Source organism: Paenarthrobacter sp. AB444 (assembly GCF_028736865.1).
Taxonomy (GTDB): Bacteria; Actinomycetota; Actinomycetes; order Actinomycetales; family Micrococcaceae; genus Arthrobacter; species Arthrobacter nicotinovorans_B.
This window is the reverse complement of sequence record NZ_JAQZBY010000001.1, coordinates 336,191-351,008: the sequence shown is the minus strand read 5'-3', so window position 1 is coordinate 351,008 and position 14,818 is coordinate 336,191. Positions and strand designations below refer to the sequence as shown.

Genomic DNA, 14,818 nt, shown 5'->3' with positions numbered 1-14,818 from the left:
TGCCAATCCGTTGATGATGGCCGGAGACGGCCTTTCAGAAGGGGATGTATCAATGGTGCAACCTTCCCCGGGGTATCGGGTAACTCAGCGTTACTATGCATTCATATAGACTTTGCCTATGGCACAGCTTTCCAGTGGACTGACCCTGCAGCAGCTCCGGTACTTCATAGAAGTTGCAGCCGAGGGGTCGATCTCCGCCGCTGCCGATCTTCTCTACGTAGCGCAACCGACAATGTCCGCCGCGATGAAGGACCTTGAGGCCCGGGTGGGACGTGCGCTTCTGGTGCGCTCCGCCCGCGGGGTCACCCTCACCGCAGACGGGGCGGAGTTCCTCGGCTACGCGAGGCAGGTCGTCGAGCAGTTCGCTCTCCTCGAGCAGCGCTACCTTGGCAGGCCACCGACGCGCCGTCTGCTCGGGGTCTCAACGCAGCACTACTCATTCGCGGTGGATGCCTTCGTCCGGATGGTCAAGGCCACTGAGGTGGCCGAATACGAGTTCTCACTGCGTGAGTCCCGTACCTGGGACATCATCGAGGATGTCCGGACGCTCCGCAGCGAGATAGGCATCCTCTACCGAAACGATTTCAACCGGAAGGTCATCGACAAGCTGCTCCGGGAATCCGGGCTCGCGTTCACTTCTCTTTTCCTCGCCGATCCGCACATTTTCGTTTCGCGTAAGAACCCGCTTGCCTCAAAAGAGCGGGCGACTCTCGCCGATCTCGCCGGTTTGCCGCGTCTGACCTTCGACCAAGGTGCGAACAACTCTTTCTACTTCGCCGAGGAGATTCTCTCCACTTTGTCCAGTAAGCAGGAGATCCGGGTCTCTGACCGTGCGACGATCTTCAACCTCATGATCGGGCTCCACGGTTACACGATCTCAACTGGCATCATCAGCGGCGAGCTCGACCCGGAGATCGTCGCCATCCCGCTCGACGTTGACGAACGCATCGAGATCGGCTGGATCGGCCACGCCGCGATTCCGCTCACCGACCAAGCGCAGCGCTACCTGAAGGAGTTGCGGGCCGTAGTCGCTGAATTCGGCGTAGCGCTCCTGGACTGAGAGCAGTTGAGCGGCTAGACGCCAACAATGGTGAATGTGCACTATTAACATCTTCAGATGCTTGTAATGCACAGTCGCCTATGTCACGATGATCCTTGGCATCTACCCTCAAGCAAGGAATTCAACCGTGATCATTGAACTCAAAAGTGTTCGGAAGCTGCGCATCCACTGGCCCATTTCGGTGGAGACGATGACCCGCCTTGGTCAGGGGGAGCCCAGCGCCCTCGAAGCGGACGCTGGTATCGCCCGCCTTCTGGACACCCTCAAGTCTTCCCCTGAACTCGGCGGTTTCGGGAACTACCACCATGTCTTCGAATCCTCGGCCGGTTTTGAGGGCTTCACCGTAGCGGAGGGCGCGAATCCAACGCTGGGCCATGTCGGCCAGCGGACCATCTCGCCCACATTCGTTTTCACCTCCTACTTCGACGCCGCCATGGATGAACCAACCGTCCAGCGATTGGTGCAGCGCATCGTGGACATCCATCCCTGGGAGGTTCCCGTCATTGAAGTCTCCGGGCCGCTTAGCGTTTCCACCAGCGCTGGCACCTCCAACGCTGCGAACATCCTGCAGGAAAGGATCGCCTCGTGAGCACTTCGATGTGGCAGCAATTGGCACCGCTGCTCGCCAACAGGAGCTTCACCGACCTGACCCACGCCTTCCACCCTGGCCAGCCACACTTTGCGGCGTTTCCCGATGAGCAACGCGAAGCCCTCTTCGACATGGACAAGGGCGATGGTTTCACCGCACACAGGTACTCAATCGTCGGCCAGTGGGGCACCCACGTCGATCCGCCGTCGCACTTCATCCGGGACGGCCGCACCCTGGACCAACTGCCGGTCCAGGACATGGTGCTGCCGCTGGTGGTCCTGGACATCGCCAGCCGCGCGGCTGTCGACGCCGATGCAACGCCCACTCTGACCGACATTGACGCCTGGGAGGAGCGCAATGGCAAGATCCCGGCTGGATCCTTCGTCGCGCTGCGCACGGGCTGGAGCCATCGCTGGCCCAATGCCCAAGAGATGGCCAACCGGGATTCAGACGGCATCAGCCACACGCCGGGATGGTCGCGGGAAGTCCTGGAGTTCCTGGTCGAAGAACGCAACGCAGCGGCGATCGGACACGAACAGACCGATACCGACCCCGGCCTTTCCACATCCCGCCAGGACTTCAGCCTTGAAACGTACATCCTGGCCAAGGACAAGTGGCAGATCGAACTCCTCGCCAACCTGGACGGACTGCCGGAGTCCGGAGCCGCAGTCATAGCCACTTGGGCAAAGCCGCTGGGCGGAAGCGGATTCCCCGCCCGCGTCTTCGCGATCCACTGAGGCGGCAGGTCGCCGTCGTTCTTGCCTGCGGCGACCTTGGCCGCGGACTGGCTAGAATCGAGAAATGTCAAAGACCTCCAGCATGGGCCGCGGCATGATGGCCATCCTCGCCGTCGGCGAGCGTCACACCGAAGGGTACGACGGCGGTACGGTCGCCGAAGTCGCGGCCCGCCTGGACAAAGACCGCAGCCAGGTCTCGCGGAGCCTCAAAGGAGCACTCCAGGAAGGATTCCTGGCACGCACGTCGGACCGGGCATACTGCCTCGATTGGTCGTTGCTCACCGACGCCCAACTGGTGACGGAACAACGCCTGCGGACTGATGGCCTCGCAGCCTTGGAAGGTTTGGCGGCCGAGACCACCGAGGCCTGCTTCCTGGGTGTCCTCAGCGGAAACAGCACCGTCACCATAGCCGAGCACGTACCTCCCGCTGCCAACCTTGTTGGTTCCTGGCTCGGCCGCCCTTACCCTGCCTACTGCAGCGACGCCGGCCAGGCCCTCCTGTGGGACGCACCCGAAGAGGAGGTGCGGAGGATCTTCCAGAACGTGGAGTTCGTCCGGCACGGGCCCAACACGCCGTCGTCCGTGGACGACTTTCTTGAGCGCTTGGAAGGCGCCCGAAGCAGGGGATACTCAATTGTCGACGAGGAGGCCGAACCGGGCCTCTATTCGCTCTCTGCGCCCATCCGTGACTTCAAGGGTGATGTGGCCGCAGCGCTGCAGATAGTTGGCCCAAAATCGCGGCTGGAACCCCAGCGGGATCAGCATGCACTGGTACTGGCTTCGTGGCGCGACTGGCTCGAAACCCGGGTCGGGGGAGTCTAATAAACCTGCCCGTGTGCCGAGCCCAAACGTTTGGACGCGGCCTGCAGGGCATCGGCCACCACCGCAATGTCCGGTTCTGCTCCGGACCGGCTGCCCAGCACGCTGAGCGCTGCAAGGATTTCTCCTCGGGCTGAGCGCACAGGGACTGCCAGTTCCCACACACCGTGCTCATATTCTTCGGTCGCCAAGACGTATCCTGCCGGTTTGTCGCGCGCCATCAGTTCCTGGACTTCGGCCGGAGAGTGGGCAGCGGCCGGTCCACCCACACCAATGAAGTTCACGTCCCTAAGCAACGAGTCCAAGGCGCCGGCGTCATGATCCCACAGCAGGGCCCTGCCAGCACCCGTGCACCAAACCGGTGTCACCATTCCAGGCTTGGCAAAACCACCGAAAGCGGCATTGTTACTTGAGGAGCGCAGGAGCTGCACCCGCACTTCGTCCCGGACGGAGAGGCGGGCCCGAAGACCAAAACCGGCCACCAGCTCTTCCAACTCCGCCTTCGACTCCTTGACCCAGTTCCGGTTGAGGGAACCAGCCAGGGCGAAGAAGCGCCGGCCCACCCTGAAGGGTCCCCGGTCTTCCCGCTCCAACAATTCAAGATCGCAAAGCTCCTGGGCTAGCCGGGACACGCGGCTCTGTTCCATGTCCAGTTCGGCGGCCAATTGCGAGACTCCCAGCAACTGCCTGCCCTGTTTCTCCCGGTCCGCCACCAACCGCACCAAGCGCAGGCCCTGGGCCAAAGACGAGGCTTCGGATGGTAGATCCACGGATCGGCTCCTTTCAGAAAGCTCAAGCCATTCTCACATGGCCGCCTCCGAGGCGAGAACGCGGGAGCCGCCCGCCCACACGGTGTACAGATGGGCCAGGATGTTCCCGTTGGCAGACTCCAGCTCATCCACCGTGATCTCCTGGCTGCCTTGGCGGCCGAAGAGGACCACTTCGTCACCCGGGCAGACGTCTGCGACGTCGGAAACGTCCACCACCATCGAGTTCATGGAGACCGCATCCACAACGGGAACCCGTTGTCCCCGGACAAGCACACTGCCTCCCATCGCAAGCGCACGCCTGTAGCCGTCACCGTACCCGGCAGTGACGGTGGCCAGCCGTGCCTCGGAGCGCAGCGTGTGCAGGTGGCCGTACCCCACTTTGCTTCCAGCGGGATAGCAGTTCACCGAGCCGATCCTCGCCTTGAACGCCAAACAGCGCCGGTATCCCGGGTGACGCAGGTCGGAGTCTCCGTAGAGCAACGCGCCTGTCCGGACCATATCCAGCAATGCGGAGGGGACGTTGAGCGTTGCGTAGGAATTTGCTGCATGCAGCAGGACTTGCTCGCGTGGGATCCCGGCGGCCTGAAGGATGGACGTCGCCTGCTCCTGGAAGCGGACCAGGCCTGCTTCGATGTCCCGAACGTCGTCCAGCGGGAAATGCGTCATAACGCCGGCGAGTTCCAGGTTCCCGTGACTCAGTATTCCCGCTGCGCTTGCCCGCCCCAATGCGCTGGAGACATCCAGGCTGTGACGGCTGATGCCCGATGAGTTGATATCCAGATGGATGCGGACAACGCGCCCGGCAGCAGCTGCGATCCGGTTGATCTCCCATGCGCTTTGGGGGTCGGCAACCAGTTCTTCCACGCCATACCCGACGGCGGCCGCGATCTCTTGTGGCGCTGCTGCACGGACACGCAGCAGCTTGCCGGTAAATCCGTGGCTTCTGGCAATTGCGGCTTCCCTGTTGGATCCTACGCCGATGTAAGGAACGCCGGACCGCACGAGCGCCGGCATCAGGAGCTCCGCCCCGTGCCCGTACGCGTCGGACTTAATGACAGTGCAGAGGCTGGCACGGTCGCGCAAAAGTTCCCGCACTGCACGGACGTTGGCTTCGAAAGCGTCTCCGTCCACCTCCAACCAGCTGGCGAGATTGTCTGTGCGGCGTACTGGGGGAGCCGGATGCAACATGGTGGGTTCCTTTGAAGACGGCTCCGCGGCCGGGCAACAAGTTGCCCGGCCGCGGAGGATGGAAGGGGTCAGGCCGACTGGTCCTTGCGGCTTCTGCCGCTGTACCGAAGCCGGAAGAACAGGTAGCAGGCGGCCACGAATGGAATCCCGAAGTACAGGGCTGCGATCTGGGACGGGTCCATGGCAATGCCAATGAGGGAAGCGAGGCACAGGACGAAGGCAAGGATCGGCACCACCGGATAGAGCGGAGCTTTGTAGGCGAGCTCGGTCACCTTCCCGCCGTTGCGGACAAACGCACGCCGGTGGAAAAAGTGGGAGGCCACAATGGACATCCACACGCCCACTACGGCAAAACCGGCCACGGACACCAACGCGAGGTAGACGGATTCAGGGGCCACGACGCTGCTGATGAGGGATGCGAGGCCACCCAGCATGCTAACGGAGAGTGCGATCAGGGGAATGCCCCGGCTGGTCAGTTTCTTGAATGCCTGCGGGGCGTGGCCCTCGTCGGCCAGGGAGTAGAGCATGCGGGCGCAGGAGAACAAACCGCTGTTGCCGGCCGAAAGCAGGGCGGTGATGATGACGAAGTTCATGATGTCTGCGGCAAAAGGAATTCCCACGGAAGAGAACACCGTAACGAAGGGGCTTTCGTCCAGGCCTACCTGGTCGTAGGGGACCGTTGCCGCGATGACAGCGATGGCGCCAACGAAGAAGATCAGCAAACGAATGACGGTGCTCCGCATGGCCTTGGGGATGTTACGGGATGGATCAGCCGTTTCTCCTGCCGCGACACCGATCAGTTCGGATCCTGAAAAGGCATAGAAGACTGCAAGGGCAGTCACCAGGACACCGGTGAATCCGTTGGGAAATAGGCCGGCGGAAGTGTTGAAGTTCTCAAGGAGGAACGGATGGTTGCCCGAAGTGGATAGCGGGTGGAAGCCAAAGAGGGCTGCACCACCGAGGATGATGAGGCCAATGATCGCGCCCACCTTGATGATGGCAAACCAGAACTCGGATTCACCGAAGAACCGTGAAGAGACCGCGTTGAATCCGAAGAGGATTGCCGCGAAGACAAGACACCAGACCCAAACCTCGACATCGGGGAACCAGCGCTGAATCAACAATCCTGATGCCGTGAACTCCGAACCGATGGCAACGGCCCAGCAGAGCCAGTACAACCAGGCGGTGGTGAATCCCGTTGCCGGTCCGATTGATCTTGCGGCGTAGATGTGGAACGCCCCGGAGACCGGATAGGCGATCGCAAGTTCGCCAAGACAGGCCATGACCAAGTAAACGACGAACGCGCCCACCAGGTAAGCAATGACGGCGCCCAACGGGCCTGCCTGGGAGATCGTGTACCCGGAGCTCAGGAAGAGCCCTGACCCGATCACGCCTCCCATCGCAATCATGATCAGGTGTCTGGTGCCCATAGACCTGCGAAGTCCGCTCTGGGCAGGTTCGGTGCCGGGTGTTTCGGACTGTTGGTCCAATTGGAGGGGTGTTGAAGATTCCATGTGATTCTCCGGTCGATGACGGATGCGAAGGGGAAGAGCCGGGCGGGCTGGGTATCGCCCGCTGAAGTCCGTAGTGATGAAGGTAACACACATCATCATTAAATGGTCATTAAAGACAACTGTGAATGTCTATAACGCACGATTATGGACCGCTCTCTCCCAAGATGTCCGCCGAATGGTCAGACTGACCAGGCTCTTTGCCATATCGACATGGCCGCGCTGACACCAGGCCACCGCAGGATTGACTCATCAAGCCACACCACCTCAAAGGAGCACCATGACCACCTACGATCTCGCCCTCATTGGCTTCGGCGGAGTCAACCGCACGCTTGCCGAAATCGTCCACGAACGCGGTGCAGAACTCCGCGCGGATCTCGGGTTCGGTTTGCGGATTGTTGCCATCACGGACCTTCGGTTGGGCTCGCTGATGGTCCCCGGCGGAATCGACCTCGACATGGCGTTGCACCTCCGGGCCGGTGAAACATTCGCAGACCACGGGGGATCGCGGGACACCAACAACGAGGAGGTAATCCGCAACTGCACGGCCGACATTATTTGTGAAGCCACCTTCACCAACCCGGAAGACGGGGAACCAGCCGTATCCCACGTCCGCTGGGCGCTGGAATCCGGCAAGAGCGTCTGCACTACCAACAAGGGCCCCGTGGCGCTTCAGGGACGGGAGCTGACCCGCCTGGCCACGGCAAACGGAGCCAGGTTCGAGTTTGAAGGTGCTGTCATGAGTGGCACCCCCGTCATCAGGCTCGCAAAGCAGATGTTCACCGGGCTCGCCATCGAGGGCTTCGAGGGCATCCTGAACGGCACCTGTAACTACGTGTTGGGCCGAATGGAAGCAGGTCTCGACCTGGAGTCCGCCGTTCGTGAAGCGCAGGAACTCGGTTACGCAGAAGCCAACCCCACTGCAGATATAGAAGGATTCGACGTCCAACTCAAGGTGCTGATTTTGGCCAATGAACTGCTGGGAGCCGGAATCACACTCGAGGACGTCAGCCGCGAAGGCATCTCCTCCCTAACCCCTGCAGACATCGCCAAGGCGGCTGCGGAGGGGCGTCGATGGAAGCTGATTGGATCAGCAATCAGGAACACCGACGGCACCGTGTCGGCTTCAGTCAAACCTATGGCGTTGCCCCTGGATCACGGCTTGGCGGGTATCTCCGGTGCCACCAACGCCGTCTCTATCACAACGGACCTGTTAGGCCCGGTAACGATCTCAGGCCCCGGCGCAGGAAGGGTCGAAACCGCCTATGCACTGCTCTCCGACATCATCGCCATGCACGCAGCCAAGAAAGTTGATTCCCATGTCTGAGACCCTCACCGCAGTGCTTCCCACCGAAACCGGCATCCTGGACGTCACCAGTCCCTTCGACCACCGCACAGTGGGCAGTATCAAACTCACTGACCTCGACGACGTGGCAGATGTACTTGCCACCGCACGGACCGGAGCCAAGGCATCGGCAGCGCTCTCCCGCAACGACCGGGGCAGAATCCTGGACCGCGCCGCGCAGTCCATCGAAGAACGCAGCGAAATCTTTGCCCGGACCATTGTCAATGAAGCCGGAAAGACCATCCGTCAGGCGCGCAAGGAGGTCCTGAGGGCAGTCAACACCCTTCGGTTGTCAGCTGCGGAGGCCCGGCGCAACGCCGGTGAGGTCGTCCCCTTTGACGCCTACGAAGGATCCGAGGACCGGCAGGGCTGGTTCTCCCGTGAACCGCTGGGAATCATCCTGGCCATCACGCCATTCAACGATCCCCTTAACCTGGTAGCCCACAAGGTGGGGCCTGCAATCGCTGGAGGCAACGCCGTCGTTCTTAAACCTTCGGCACTGACTCCGCTGTCCGCGCAGCTGCTGGCGGAAACTTTGTTCGAAGCGGGACTCCCGGACACCGTACTGACCCTCGTCCACGGCGATCGCGAGGTCGCCCGGAAGATCCTGTCCGCCCCGGACGTACGCATGGTGTCCTTCACCGGCGGCTTCTCAACTGGGGAGGACATCGCAAGGACGGCGGGACTCAAGAAACTGGCCATGGACCTTGGTGGAAATGCTCCAGTCATCGTCATGGACGACGCCGACCTGCAGAAGGCGGTCGAGTCCTGCGTCTCCGGGGCGTTCTGGGCAGCTGGGCAGAACTGCGTGGGAGTCCAGCGCATTCTGGTTCACAGCTCCGTCTACCAGGAGTTCAAGACCAGGTTCCTGGCCGAAACGGCGGCACTGGTGTTGGGCGACCCGAGTGACGGGAAGACCGACGTCGGACCGATGATCACCGCCGGTGCCGCCGCAACGCTCATGGAGAAGATTCGCTTGGCCGTCGACGCCGGTGCAGTCCTGTTGGCCGGCGGCAAGAACTTCGGAAACCTGGTTCAGCCGACCGTGGCCGAGGCGGTCCCCGAAGACAGCCGGCTGTGGCAGGAAGAAGCCTTCGGGCCACTCGTGATGCTGCGGCCAGTGGATTCCCTGCAGGAAGCCGTGGACGTTGCCAACTCGATCGACTTCAGCCTTCATGCCGGAATCTTCACATCTTCACTCGGCAATGCCATGGGCGCAGCCAAGCAGATCCAGGCAGGTGGCGTGATGATCAACGATTCCTCCGACTACCGCTTCGACGGCATGCCGTTCGGCGGCTTCAAATACGGCAGCTTGGGCCGCGAAGGAGTCCGCTTCGCCTACGAGGACATGACCCAGCCCAAGGTCATCTGCATCAAGAACTGACGGGGGGAGTACCTTGCATAAGCACTATCGGGTGGAGGAAGACTCCCTTGGCCGCGTCGAGGTGCCGGCCGACGCCTACTGGGGAGCCCACACGGCCCGGGCACTGGAGAACTTTCCCATCAGCGGGACAACCCTGGCACAGCATCCCCGCCTCGTCACGGCCCTGGCCATGGTCAAAAGGGCTGCCGCCGTTACCAACGGACGGCTCGGCGTCATTGATGCGGCCACTGCCACGGCCATCAGCGGGGCCTGCGAAGCCATCGAGGCCGGGCAATTCCTTGACCAGTTCTGCGTGGACGTCATCCAGGGAGGTGCCGGCACCAGCACCAATATGAACGCCAACGAGGTGATCGCCAACGTTGCACTGGAAACAATGGGGCACCCCCTCGGCAGCTATCAGCTGCTCCATCCCATAGACCACGTCAACCGCTGCCAGTCCACGAACGATGTCTATCCGACTGCCCTTAAATTGGCCTTGGCAGGCGCCGTGCAGGGCCTGTGCCAGGAACTCGACATGCTGGCAGAGGCGTTCCAGGATAAAGGAATCGCCTTCGCTGACATCGTGAAGATGGGGCGCACGCAGTTGCAGGATGCGGTCCCCATGACCTTGGGCCAGGAGTTCCACGCCTTCGCGGCCACTGTCGCCGAGGACCGGCAACGGCTCGAGGAGTCTGCTGCACTCCTCCTTGAGTGCAGCCTGGGAGCTACGGCCGTTGGAACCGGAATCACGGCCGCGGCCGGTTACCGGGAGCAGGTAGTGGACGCGCTGGCAGTGATCAGCGGTTATCGGTTGGTGCCGGCCCCAAACCTGGTAGAGGCAACCTCCGATGTGGGCGTGTTCATGCACTTGTCCGGGATGCTCAAGCGGTCCGCGACCAAGATTTCCAAAATAAGCAGCGACCTCAGATTGCTTTCCAGCGGACCACAAAATGGTTTGGGCGAGCTGCGGCTGCCGCCGCGGCAAGCGGGCTCGTCGATCATGCCCGGCAAAGTCAATCCAGTCATCCCCGAAACCCTTAACCAGATCGCATTCGCCGTCGCAGGCGCGGACACAACCGTCACCATGGCCGCAGACAACGGCCAACTTCAACTCAATGCCTTCGAACCGGTGATTGGGCACGTACTGCTTCAGGGATTGTCCTGGTTGACCAACGGAGCGCGTATCCTCCGGACCCACTGCGTCGAGGGCATTGAAGCGAATGAAGAGTTGCTTCGGTCAAGGGTGGCAAGCTCGGCCGGCCTGGCCACCGCTCTCATCCCGGCGATCGGATACGCGGCTGCCGCTGCGGTAGCCAAGCGCGCACTCCAAGACGATACGCCCGTGCTGGAGGCCATCACGTCACTGGGAGTGTTGGACCGGGAGGCCGCCCGGATCATCATGGACGACGCCGCTGGTCTTACTCCGCGGGTGCCGGGTTGTCCTGTGGTGCCCTAGACGGAACCCCTGCGGATCACATTGGAGAGCGTCATGGCCGTAACGGTGTCGGCCACGCCGGGAATGGCGGCGATCTCCTCCCAGATCTCCTGAACGCGGCCAAGGGAACGGGCTTCCACCCGGACAATCAAGTCAAAGTCGCCACTCAGGACATCACAAAGGACTACTTCGGGGATGGCACGGAGCGCAGCCAAGACATCAGCTCCGCGCATGCGGTCCTTGCGGTAAACCATGAGGAACGCCGAGACGGAGTCCTGTCCGTCACCACCGGCCACCACCGTGTAGCCCTGGATGTAGCCGTGCCGCTCCATCCTTTCGATCCGCTGCCGAACCGCGTTCCTTGACAGCATCACCTTGCTGGCAAGGACCGCGTGGGGGACCCGGGCGTTCCTGGTTAATTCCGCGAGGATGCTTTGGTCAATACCGTCCAGGCCTGGTCGTTCCATGAGTCCCATCCACAAATAAGCACACAGACGCAAAGTACAGCGCCTGCTTTGACCGAAAGGCCCAAGAAGAAATGATACGTCGACAGCCCCGCGAGCCAGCTGCGGGGGAATTCACGTGCATCCTTTTCGATATGGACGGCACGTTGGTCGACTCCGCCGAAGGAGTGATTGGGAGCGCAGTTGCGGCCCTGACGGCAGTCGGGGCCGAACCACCCTGCAGGGACGAACTGATGTCCTATGTGGGCCCGCCAATGATCGAGTCGTTCCGTTCGCTGCCGGGCATGGACGAAGAGCGGGCCCGCTTGGCCCTCAAGCACTACAGGACCCACTACGCCGAATGGGGATCCGGGAAAACGCGACTTTTTGACGGCATACAAGCGCTTCTCCAAGCAATCCCAGACGGCCTCCCGATGGCTGTAGCCACCTCCAAGATTGAGGACCAAGCCCTCAGGGTGGCCAATTTGTTGGGGATCGAAAAGCACTTCCTTGACATCTGCGGAGCCTCAGACGCCCTGGACCGGTCACGCAAGAAGGATGTCATCGACGAGTCCCTGCGGCGGCTCCAGTCGCAGGGCGTGGACGTGGCCAGGCCCGTCATGGTGGGAGACAGGATCTACGACGTCGAGGGAGCCGCCTGCTTTGGGATCCCCACAGTTTTCGCTCTGTGGGGCTACGGCACTCACGAAGAGCTGGCAGGTGCCGCCGCCGTTGCAGCCCATCCGAAGGATGTGGCTTCCATTGTGCTTGGCCGGTAGCTCGCTACCGCCGTCCCCGGGGACGGCGGCCGGAATGAGCGTTTCATCGTTCGTGTTGTGCATCGTGAACAATAAGTCGGCCGCTGCCACCCATGGCGCGGAGGCCGCAGACGTCGGCAGAGATAGAGCAACCGCCGGTGGAGTCGATTGTTGCACCGAAGTCGTCTTGGACGCGGCGTTGGATGTAGCGCGGGCGCGGGCGTTAACTCCACCCAACTCGGCGCACCCTAAATCTTCGAAACAAATTGACAAGATTTATAAGACGCAAATTAACTAATCTTCATTCTCAATCGTTTGCAGCTAGGTGCCCTATAGGGGGATAGGTATTGTTAAGCAAAAGGGTGGGTGTCCCCCCAAAGGAAACACCCACCCTGCCTTGCTTCTCCAGTTACTGCTTGGATGCGTTGATACTGCTGCGCCTGCGTGCGACCACCACCGAAGCGGTGCCTGCGGCCAGGACGCTGGCGCCCACCAGCCCCCATGCGACCAAGCCGGGTTCGGCGGCTGTGTTGGTCGGCGCCGCCGCAGTTCCGGCGTCGGTAACGCTGGACACGGAAACCAGATTGGTCCCGCCCTTTCCATTGCCATTGTTGCCGCGACCGTGGTTGCCGTTGTTGACACCGACCCGTGCAGAGCGAACGTTGCCGGACGTGGCACCGGTAGCAACGATCTCGTATTGGCCAGCGTTTTCGAAGGTGATGCTGGTCGAGATGGAACCCTTGCTGTCGGCCGCCACGCTGAAGTTCGCCGGAGCGCTGCCCTTCGGGCCGCCCTTCTTCTCGAAGGTGACGTTGACGGTCTCGCCCGGGAAATATCCGGTGCCGGAAAAGGTGATGGTTTCGCCGCGATCAATGTTGCCGTCGGAAACGGTCCCTTGCTCATTGCCCGGTGCGGGGTAGGTGCTGGCCACTGCCGGCGTTACGCCAGCGAAAACAACAACTCCCGAAAGCATTAGTGTTGCGATGGTCTTTTTCATTTTCTTCCTCGGGACGAGTTATGCAAATTCTGCCAGTTGCAAATTATTCGAGCAGCAAAAGGCTGCACCCCCCATGCGTCCTGCCAGCGAAAGAGTATCAGTGGGGGAGGTGTGCGACAAGGGACGATGTATACGGTGACAAAAGATTAACTTATGCTTCACGTGACAGGACTCTCTCGGTTATTCCAAGTAACAACATGAATTTATGACAAACTCAACAGTCCCAGTGACAGGCAGGTCATACCGTGCCCACGGCAAGCCCAGCCAGCCTCGGGCGGATTCAAGCACAGGCCCGGCAGGCATGTGGAGGCTCGCCCGCGCAGCCGCACTGGAGTAGCATCCGCCTCATGGACCCGAGGTTGTTTGCCTACGTCAGTTATGTAGATGCTCCTGCAGCGCTGGACTGGTTGAAGCAGGTTGGTTTCGCAGTTGTACGGCGCCAGGACGGAGCTGATGGGGCGGTGATTCATGCCGAAGTCCGGTTCGGAGACGCTGTGATCATGGTGGCCAGCGACGACGCCGAGTATCAGCGGTCACCCCTGGCGGGCAGGTCCACGGGGCAGGGGCTGTACTTGCTGACCGAAGATGTCGACCGTTTCTACACCAGAGCGGTGGACGCCGGTGCCACCGGCGTCATTGAACCAGAGGACACGGAGTGGGGCTCACGCAGGTGCAGGGTACTTGATCCGCAGGGACGTGAGTGGAGCGCAGGGACTTATGAGCCGGGAACGGTTTGAGCTGGCAACAACTCCACCTCTCACAGCTAACACGCAACCTTCACAGGCCGCGCATACGTCAGGCAAACCTCCGGCGTAGCCTGCCTCCGTAAAAAAGAGGCATGACTCCTCCTCAGACCCAACACCGTAAGGGCAGCCGGACCCGGCGCGCCGTCGTTTCCGCCGTCCTGGCGGTCAGCCTCTCCGCGGGAGGTGCGGCCGCATGGGCCTTGGACCGCTTCGTCATCCCGCATGCCCAGATCACCAATGTCTCCGAATATGAGGCAAGCCAGGCTGGCACCACTACCACCTCGGACAATTCGGCGAGCGGGGTCGTCACGGACACCAGCTACACCCAGGGTGACACCGGCGTCACCATCTCCACGGTGACCACCGGCAGTGGCGACAGCACCGTCACCTACTATGTTGCCGACGTCGTACTTAGTGACGCGACTGCCCTGAAGTCCGCGTTCGCGCAGGACACCTATGGTGAGAACATCACGGAGACAACGTCCGCGATTGCCCAAGACCACAACGCGATCTTTGCCATCAACGGCGATTACTACGGTTTCCGGGACACGGGCATCGTGATCCGGAATGGCGTGGTCTACCGTGACGAGGGCGCGCGCCAGGGACTCGCGTTCTACAAGGACGGCACCGTCAAGGTCTATGACGAGACCACCACCACGGCGGACCAGCTCATTGCGGAGGGTGTGTGGAACACCCTCTCCTTCGGCCCTTCGCTACTGAACAATGGCGAGATCGCGTCCGGGATCGAGGACGTGGAGGTGGATACCAACTTCGGCAACCACTCCATCCAGGGTGAGCAGCCGCGCACGGCAGTCGGGGTGATCGACCAAAACCACTTGGTGTTCGTGGTGGTGGACGGCCGCAGCCCCGGTTATTCAGCCGGCGTCACCATGACCGGCCTGGCCCAGATCATGAAGGACCTGGGCGCCACCACCGCGTACAACATCGACGGCGGTGGTTCCTCCACCATGTACTTCAACGGATCGCTCGTGAACAACCCGCTCGGCGAGAACAAAGAGCGCGGCACTTCGGACATCCTCTACATCGCCCAGTAGC

General features: G+C 61.5%; 15 protein-coding genes. 10 read left to right on the top strand and 5 right to left on the bottom strand.

Annotation, left to right across the window (positions count from 1 at the left end; translation table 11 throughout):
* The first annotated feature begins 118 nt into the window (after positions 1 to 118).
* The 4 genes from PQ627_RS01605 (at position 119) to PQ627_RS01590 (ending at position 3,209) form a co-directional block, all read left to right on the top strand.
* Positions 119 to 1,060, top strand: a complete 942-nt coding sequence (locus tag PQ627_RS01605; protein WP_144658616.1) for a LysR family transcriptional regulator — start codon at positions 119 to 121, stop codon at positions 1,058 to 1,060.
* Between the two features lie 127 nt (positions 1,061 to 1,187).
* Positions 1,188 to 1,649, top strand: coding sequence for a hypothetical protein (locus PQ627_RS01600; protein WP_144658617.1), 462 nt, complete (start codon positions 1,188 to 1,190; stop codon positions 1,647 to 1,649).
* Between the two features lie 8 nt (positions 1,650 to 1,657).
* Positions 1,658 to 2,386: a cyclase family protein gene (locus tag PQ627_RS01595; protein ID WP_274258328.1), complete on the top strand. Its 729-nt coding sequence runs from the start codon at positions 1,658 to 1,660 to the stop codon at positions 2,384 to 2,386.
* A 64-nt stretch (positions 2,387 to 2,450) separates the two neighbouring features.
* Positions 2,451 to 3,209, top strand: coding sequence for an IclR family transcriptional regulator (locus PQ627_RS01590; protein WP_274258068.1), 759 nt, complete (start codon positions 2,451 to 2,453; stop codon positions 3,207 to 3,209).
* Here PQ627_RS01590 and PQ627_RS01585 read toward each other — a convergent pair.
* From PQ627_RS01585 to PQ627_RS01575, 3 genes are all read right to left on the bottom strand, one after another.
* The gene (locus PQ627_RS01585) at positions 3,206 to 3,976 is read right to left on the bottom strand and encodes an IclR family transcriptional regulator (protein ID WP_274258067.1); all 771 of its coding nucleotides are present in this window, start codon (positions 3,974 to 3,976) and stop codon (positions 3,206 to 3,208) included. The genes PQ627_RS01590 and PQ627_RS01585 overlap by 4 nt on opposite strands.
* Before the next feature lie 33 nt (positions 3,977 to 4,009).
* Entirely contained in the window at positions 4,010 to 5,164 is a 1,155-nt protein-coding gene (gene alr / locus PQ627_RS01580) for an alanine racemase (protein WP_274258066.1), read from the bottom strand.
* A gap of 68 nt (positions 5,165 to 5,232) precedes the next feature.
* On the bottom strand, positions 5,233 to 6,678 hold the full coding sequence (locus PQ627_RS01575; RefSeq protein ID WP_274258065.1) for an amino acid permease: 1,446 nt from the start codon (positions 6,676 to 6,678) through the stop codon (positions 5,233 to 5,235).
* A gap of 277 nt (positions 6,679 to 6,955) precedes the next feature.
* Between PQ627_RS01575 and PQ627_RS01570 the strand changes: the two genes are divergently transcribed.
* From PQ627_RS01570 to PQ627_RS01560, 3 genes are read left to right on the top strand one after another with little or no spacing between them, the layout of a single operon-like run.
* The gene (locus tag PQ627_RS01570) at positions 6,956 to 8,002 is read left to right on the top strand and encodes a homoserine dehydrogenase (protein WP_274258064.1); all 1,047 of its coding nucleotides are present in this window, start codon (positions 6,956 to 6,958) and stop codon (positions 8,000 to 8,002) included.
* Positions 7,995 to 9,404 carry an aldehyde dehydrogenase family protein gene (locus PQ627_RS01565; protein WP_274258063.1) on the top strand — a complete coding sequence of 470 codons (1,410 nt, stop codon included), beginning with the start codon at positions 7,995 to 7,997 and terminating at the stop codon, positions 9,402 to 9,404. Before PQ627_RS01570 ends, PQ627_RS01565 begins: the two co-directional genes overlap by 8 nt.
* A gap of 13 nt (positions 9,405 to 9,417) precedes the next feature.
* Positions 9,418 to 10,839, top strand: a complete 1,422-nt coding sequence (locus PQ627_RS01560) for an aspartate ammonia-lyase (RefSeq protein ID WP_274258062.1) — start codon at positions 9,418 to 9,420, stop codon at positions 10,837 to 10,839.
* Here the strand turns inward: PQ627_RS01560 and PQ627_RS01555 are convergent.
* Positions 10,836 to 11,285 (bottom strand): Lrp/AsnC family transcriptional regulator, encoded by a 450-nt coding sequence (locus tag PQ627_RS01555; RefSeq protein WP_144658625.1) that lies wholly within the window; start codon positions 11,283 to 11,285, stop codon positions 10,836 to 10,838. The two genes, PQ627_RS01560 and PQ627_RS01555, sit on opposite strands and share 4 nt — an antisense overlap.
* 71 nt (positions 11,286 to 11,356) lie before the next feature.
* Here PQ627_RS01555 and PQ627_RS01550 point away from each other — a divergent pair, with 71 nt between their 5' ends.
* Complete coding sequence (locus tag PQ627_RS01550; RefSeq protein ID WP_274258061.1) at positions 11,357 to 12,040, top strand: HAD hydrolase-like protein; 684 nt, start codon at positions 11,357 to 11,359, stop codon at positions 12,038 to 12,040.
* Positions 12,041 to 12,428: 388 nt separating this feature from the next.
* Here the strand turns inward: PQ627_RS01550 and PQ627_RS01545 are convergent, their stop codons facing one another.
* Complete coding sequence (locus PQ627_RS01545) at positions 12,429 to 13,016, bottom strand: neocarzinostatin apoprotein domain-containing protein (RefSeq protein WP_274258060.1); 588 nt, start codon at positions 13,014 to 13,016, stop codon at positions 12,429 to 12,431.
* A gap of 347 nt (positions 13,017 to 13,363) precedes the next feature.
* Here PQ627_RS01545 and PQ627_RS01540 point away from each other — a divergent pair, with 347 nt between their 5' ends.
* Positions 13,364 to 13,753: a VOC family protein gene (locus PQ627_RS01540; RefSeq protein WP_274258059.1), complete on the top strand. Its 390-nt coding sequence runs from the start codon at positions 13,364 to 13,366 to the stop codon at positions 13,751 to 13,753.
* Between the two features lie 101 nt (positions 13,754 to 13,854).
* Positions 13,855 to 14,817: a phosphodiester glycosidase family protein gene (locus PQ627_RS01535; protein WP_274258058.1), complete on the top strand. Its 963-nt coding sequence runs from the start codon at positions 13,855 to 13,857 to the stop codon at positions 14,815 to 14,817.
* Position 14,818 lies beyond the last annotated feature (1 nt).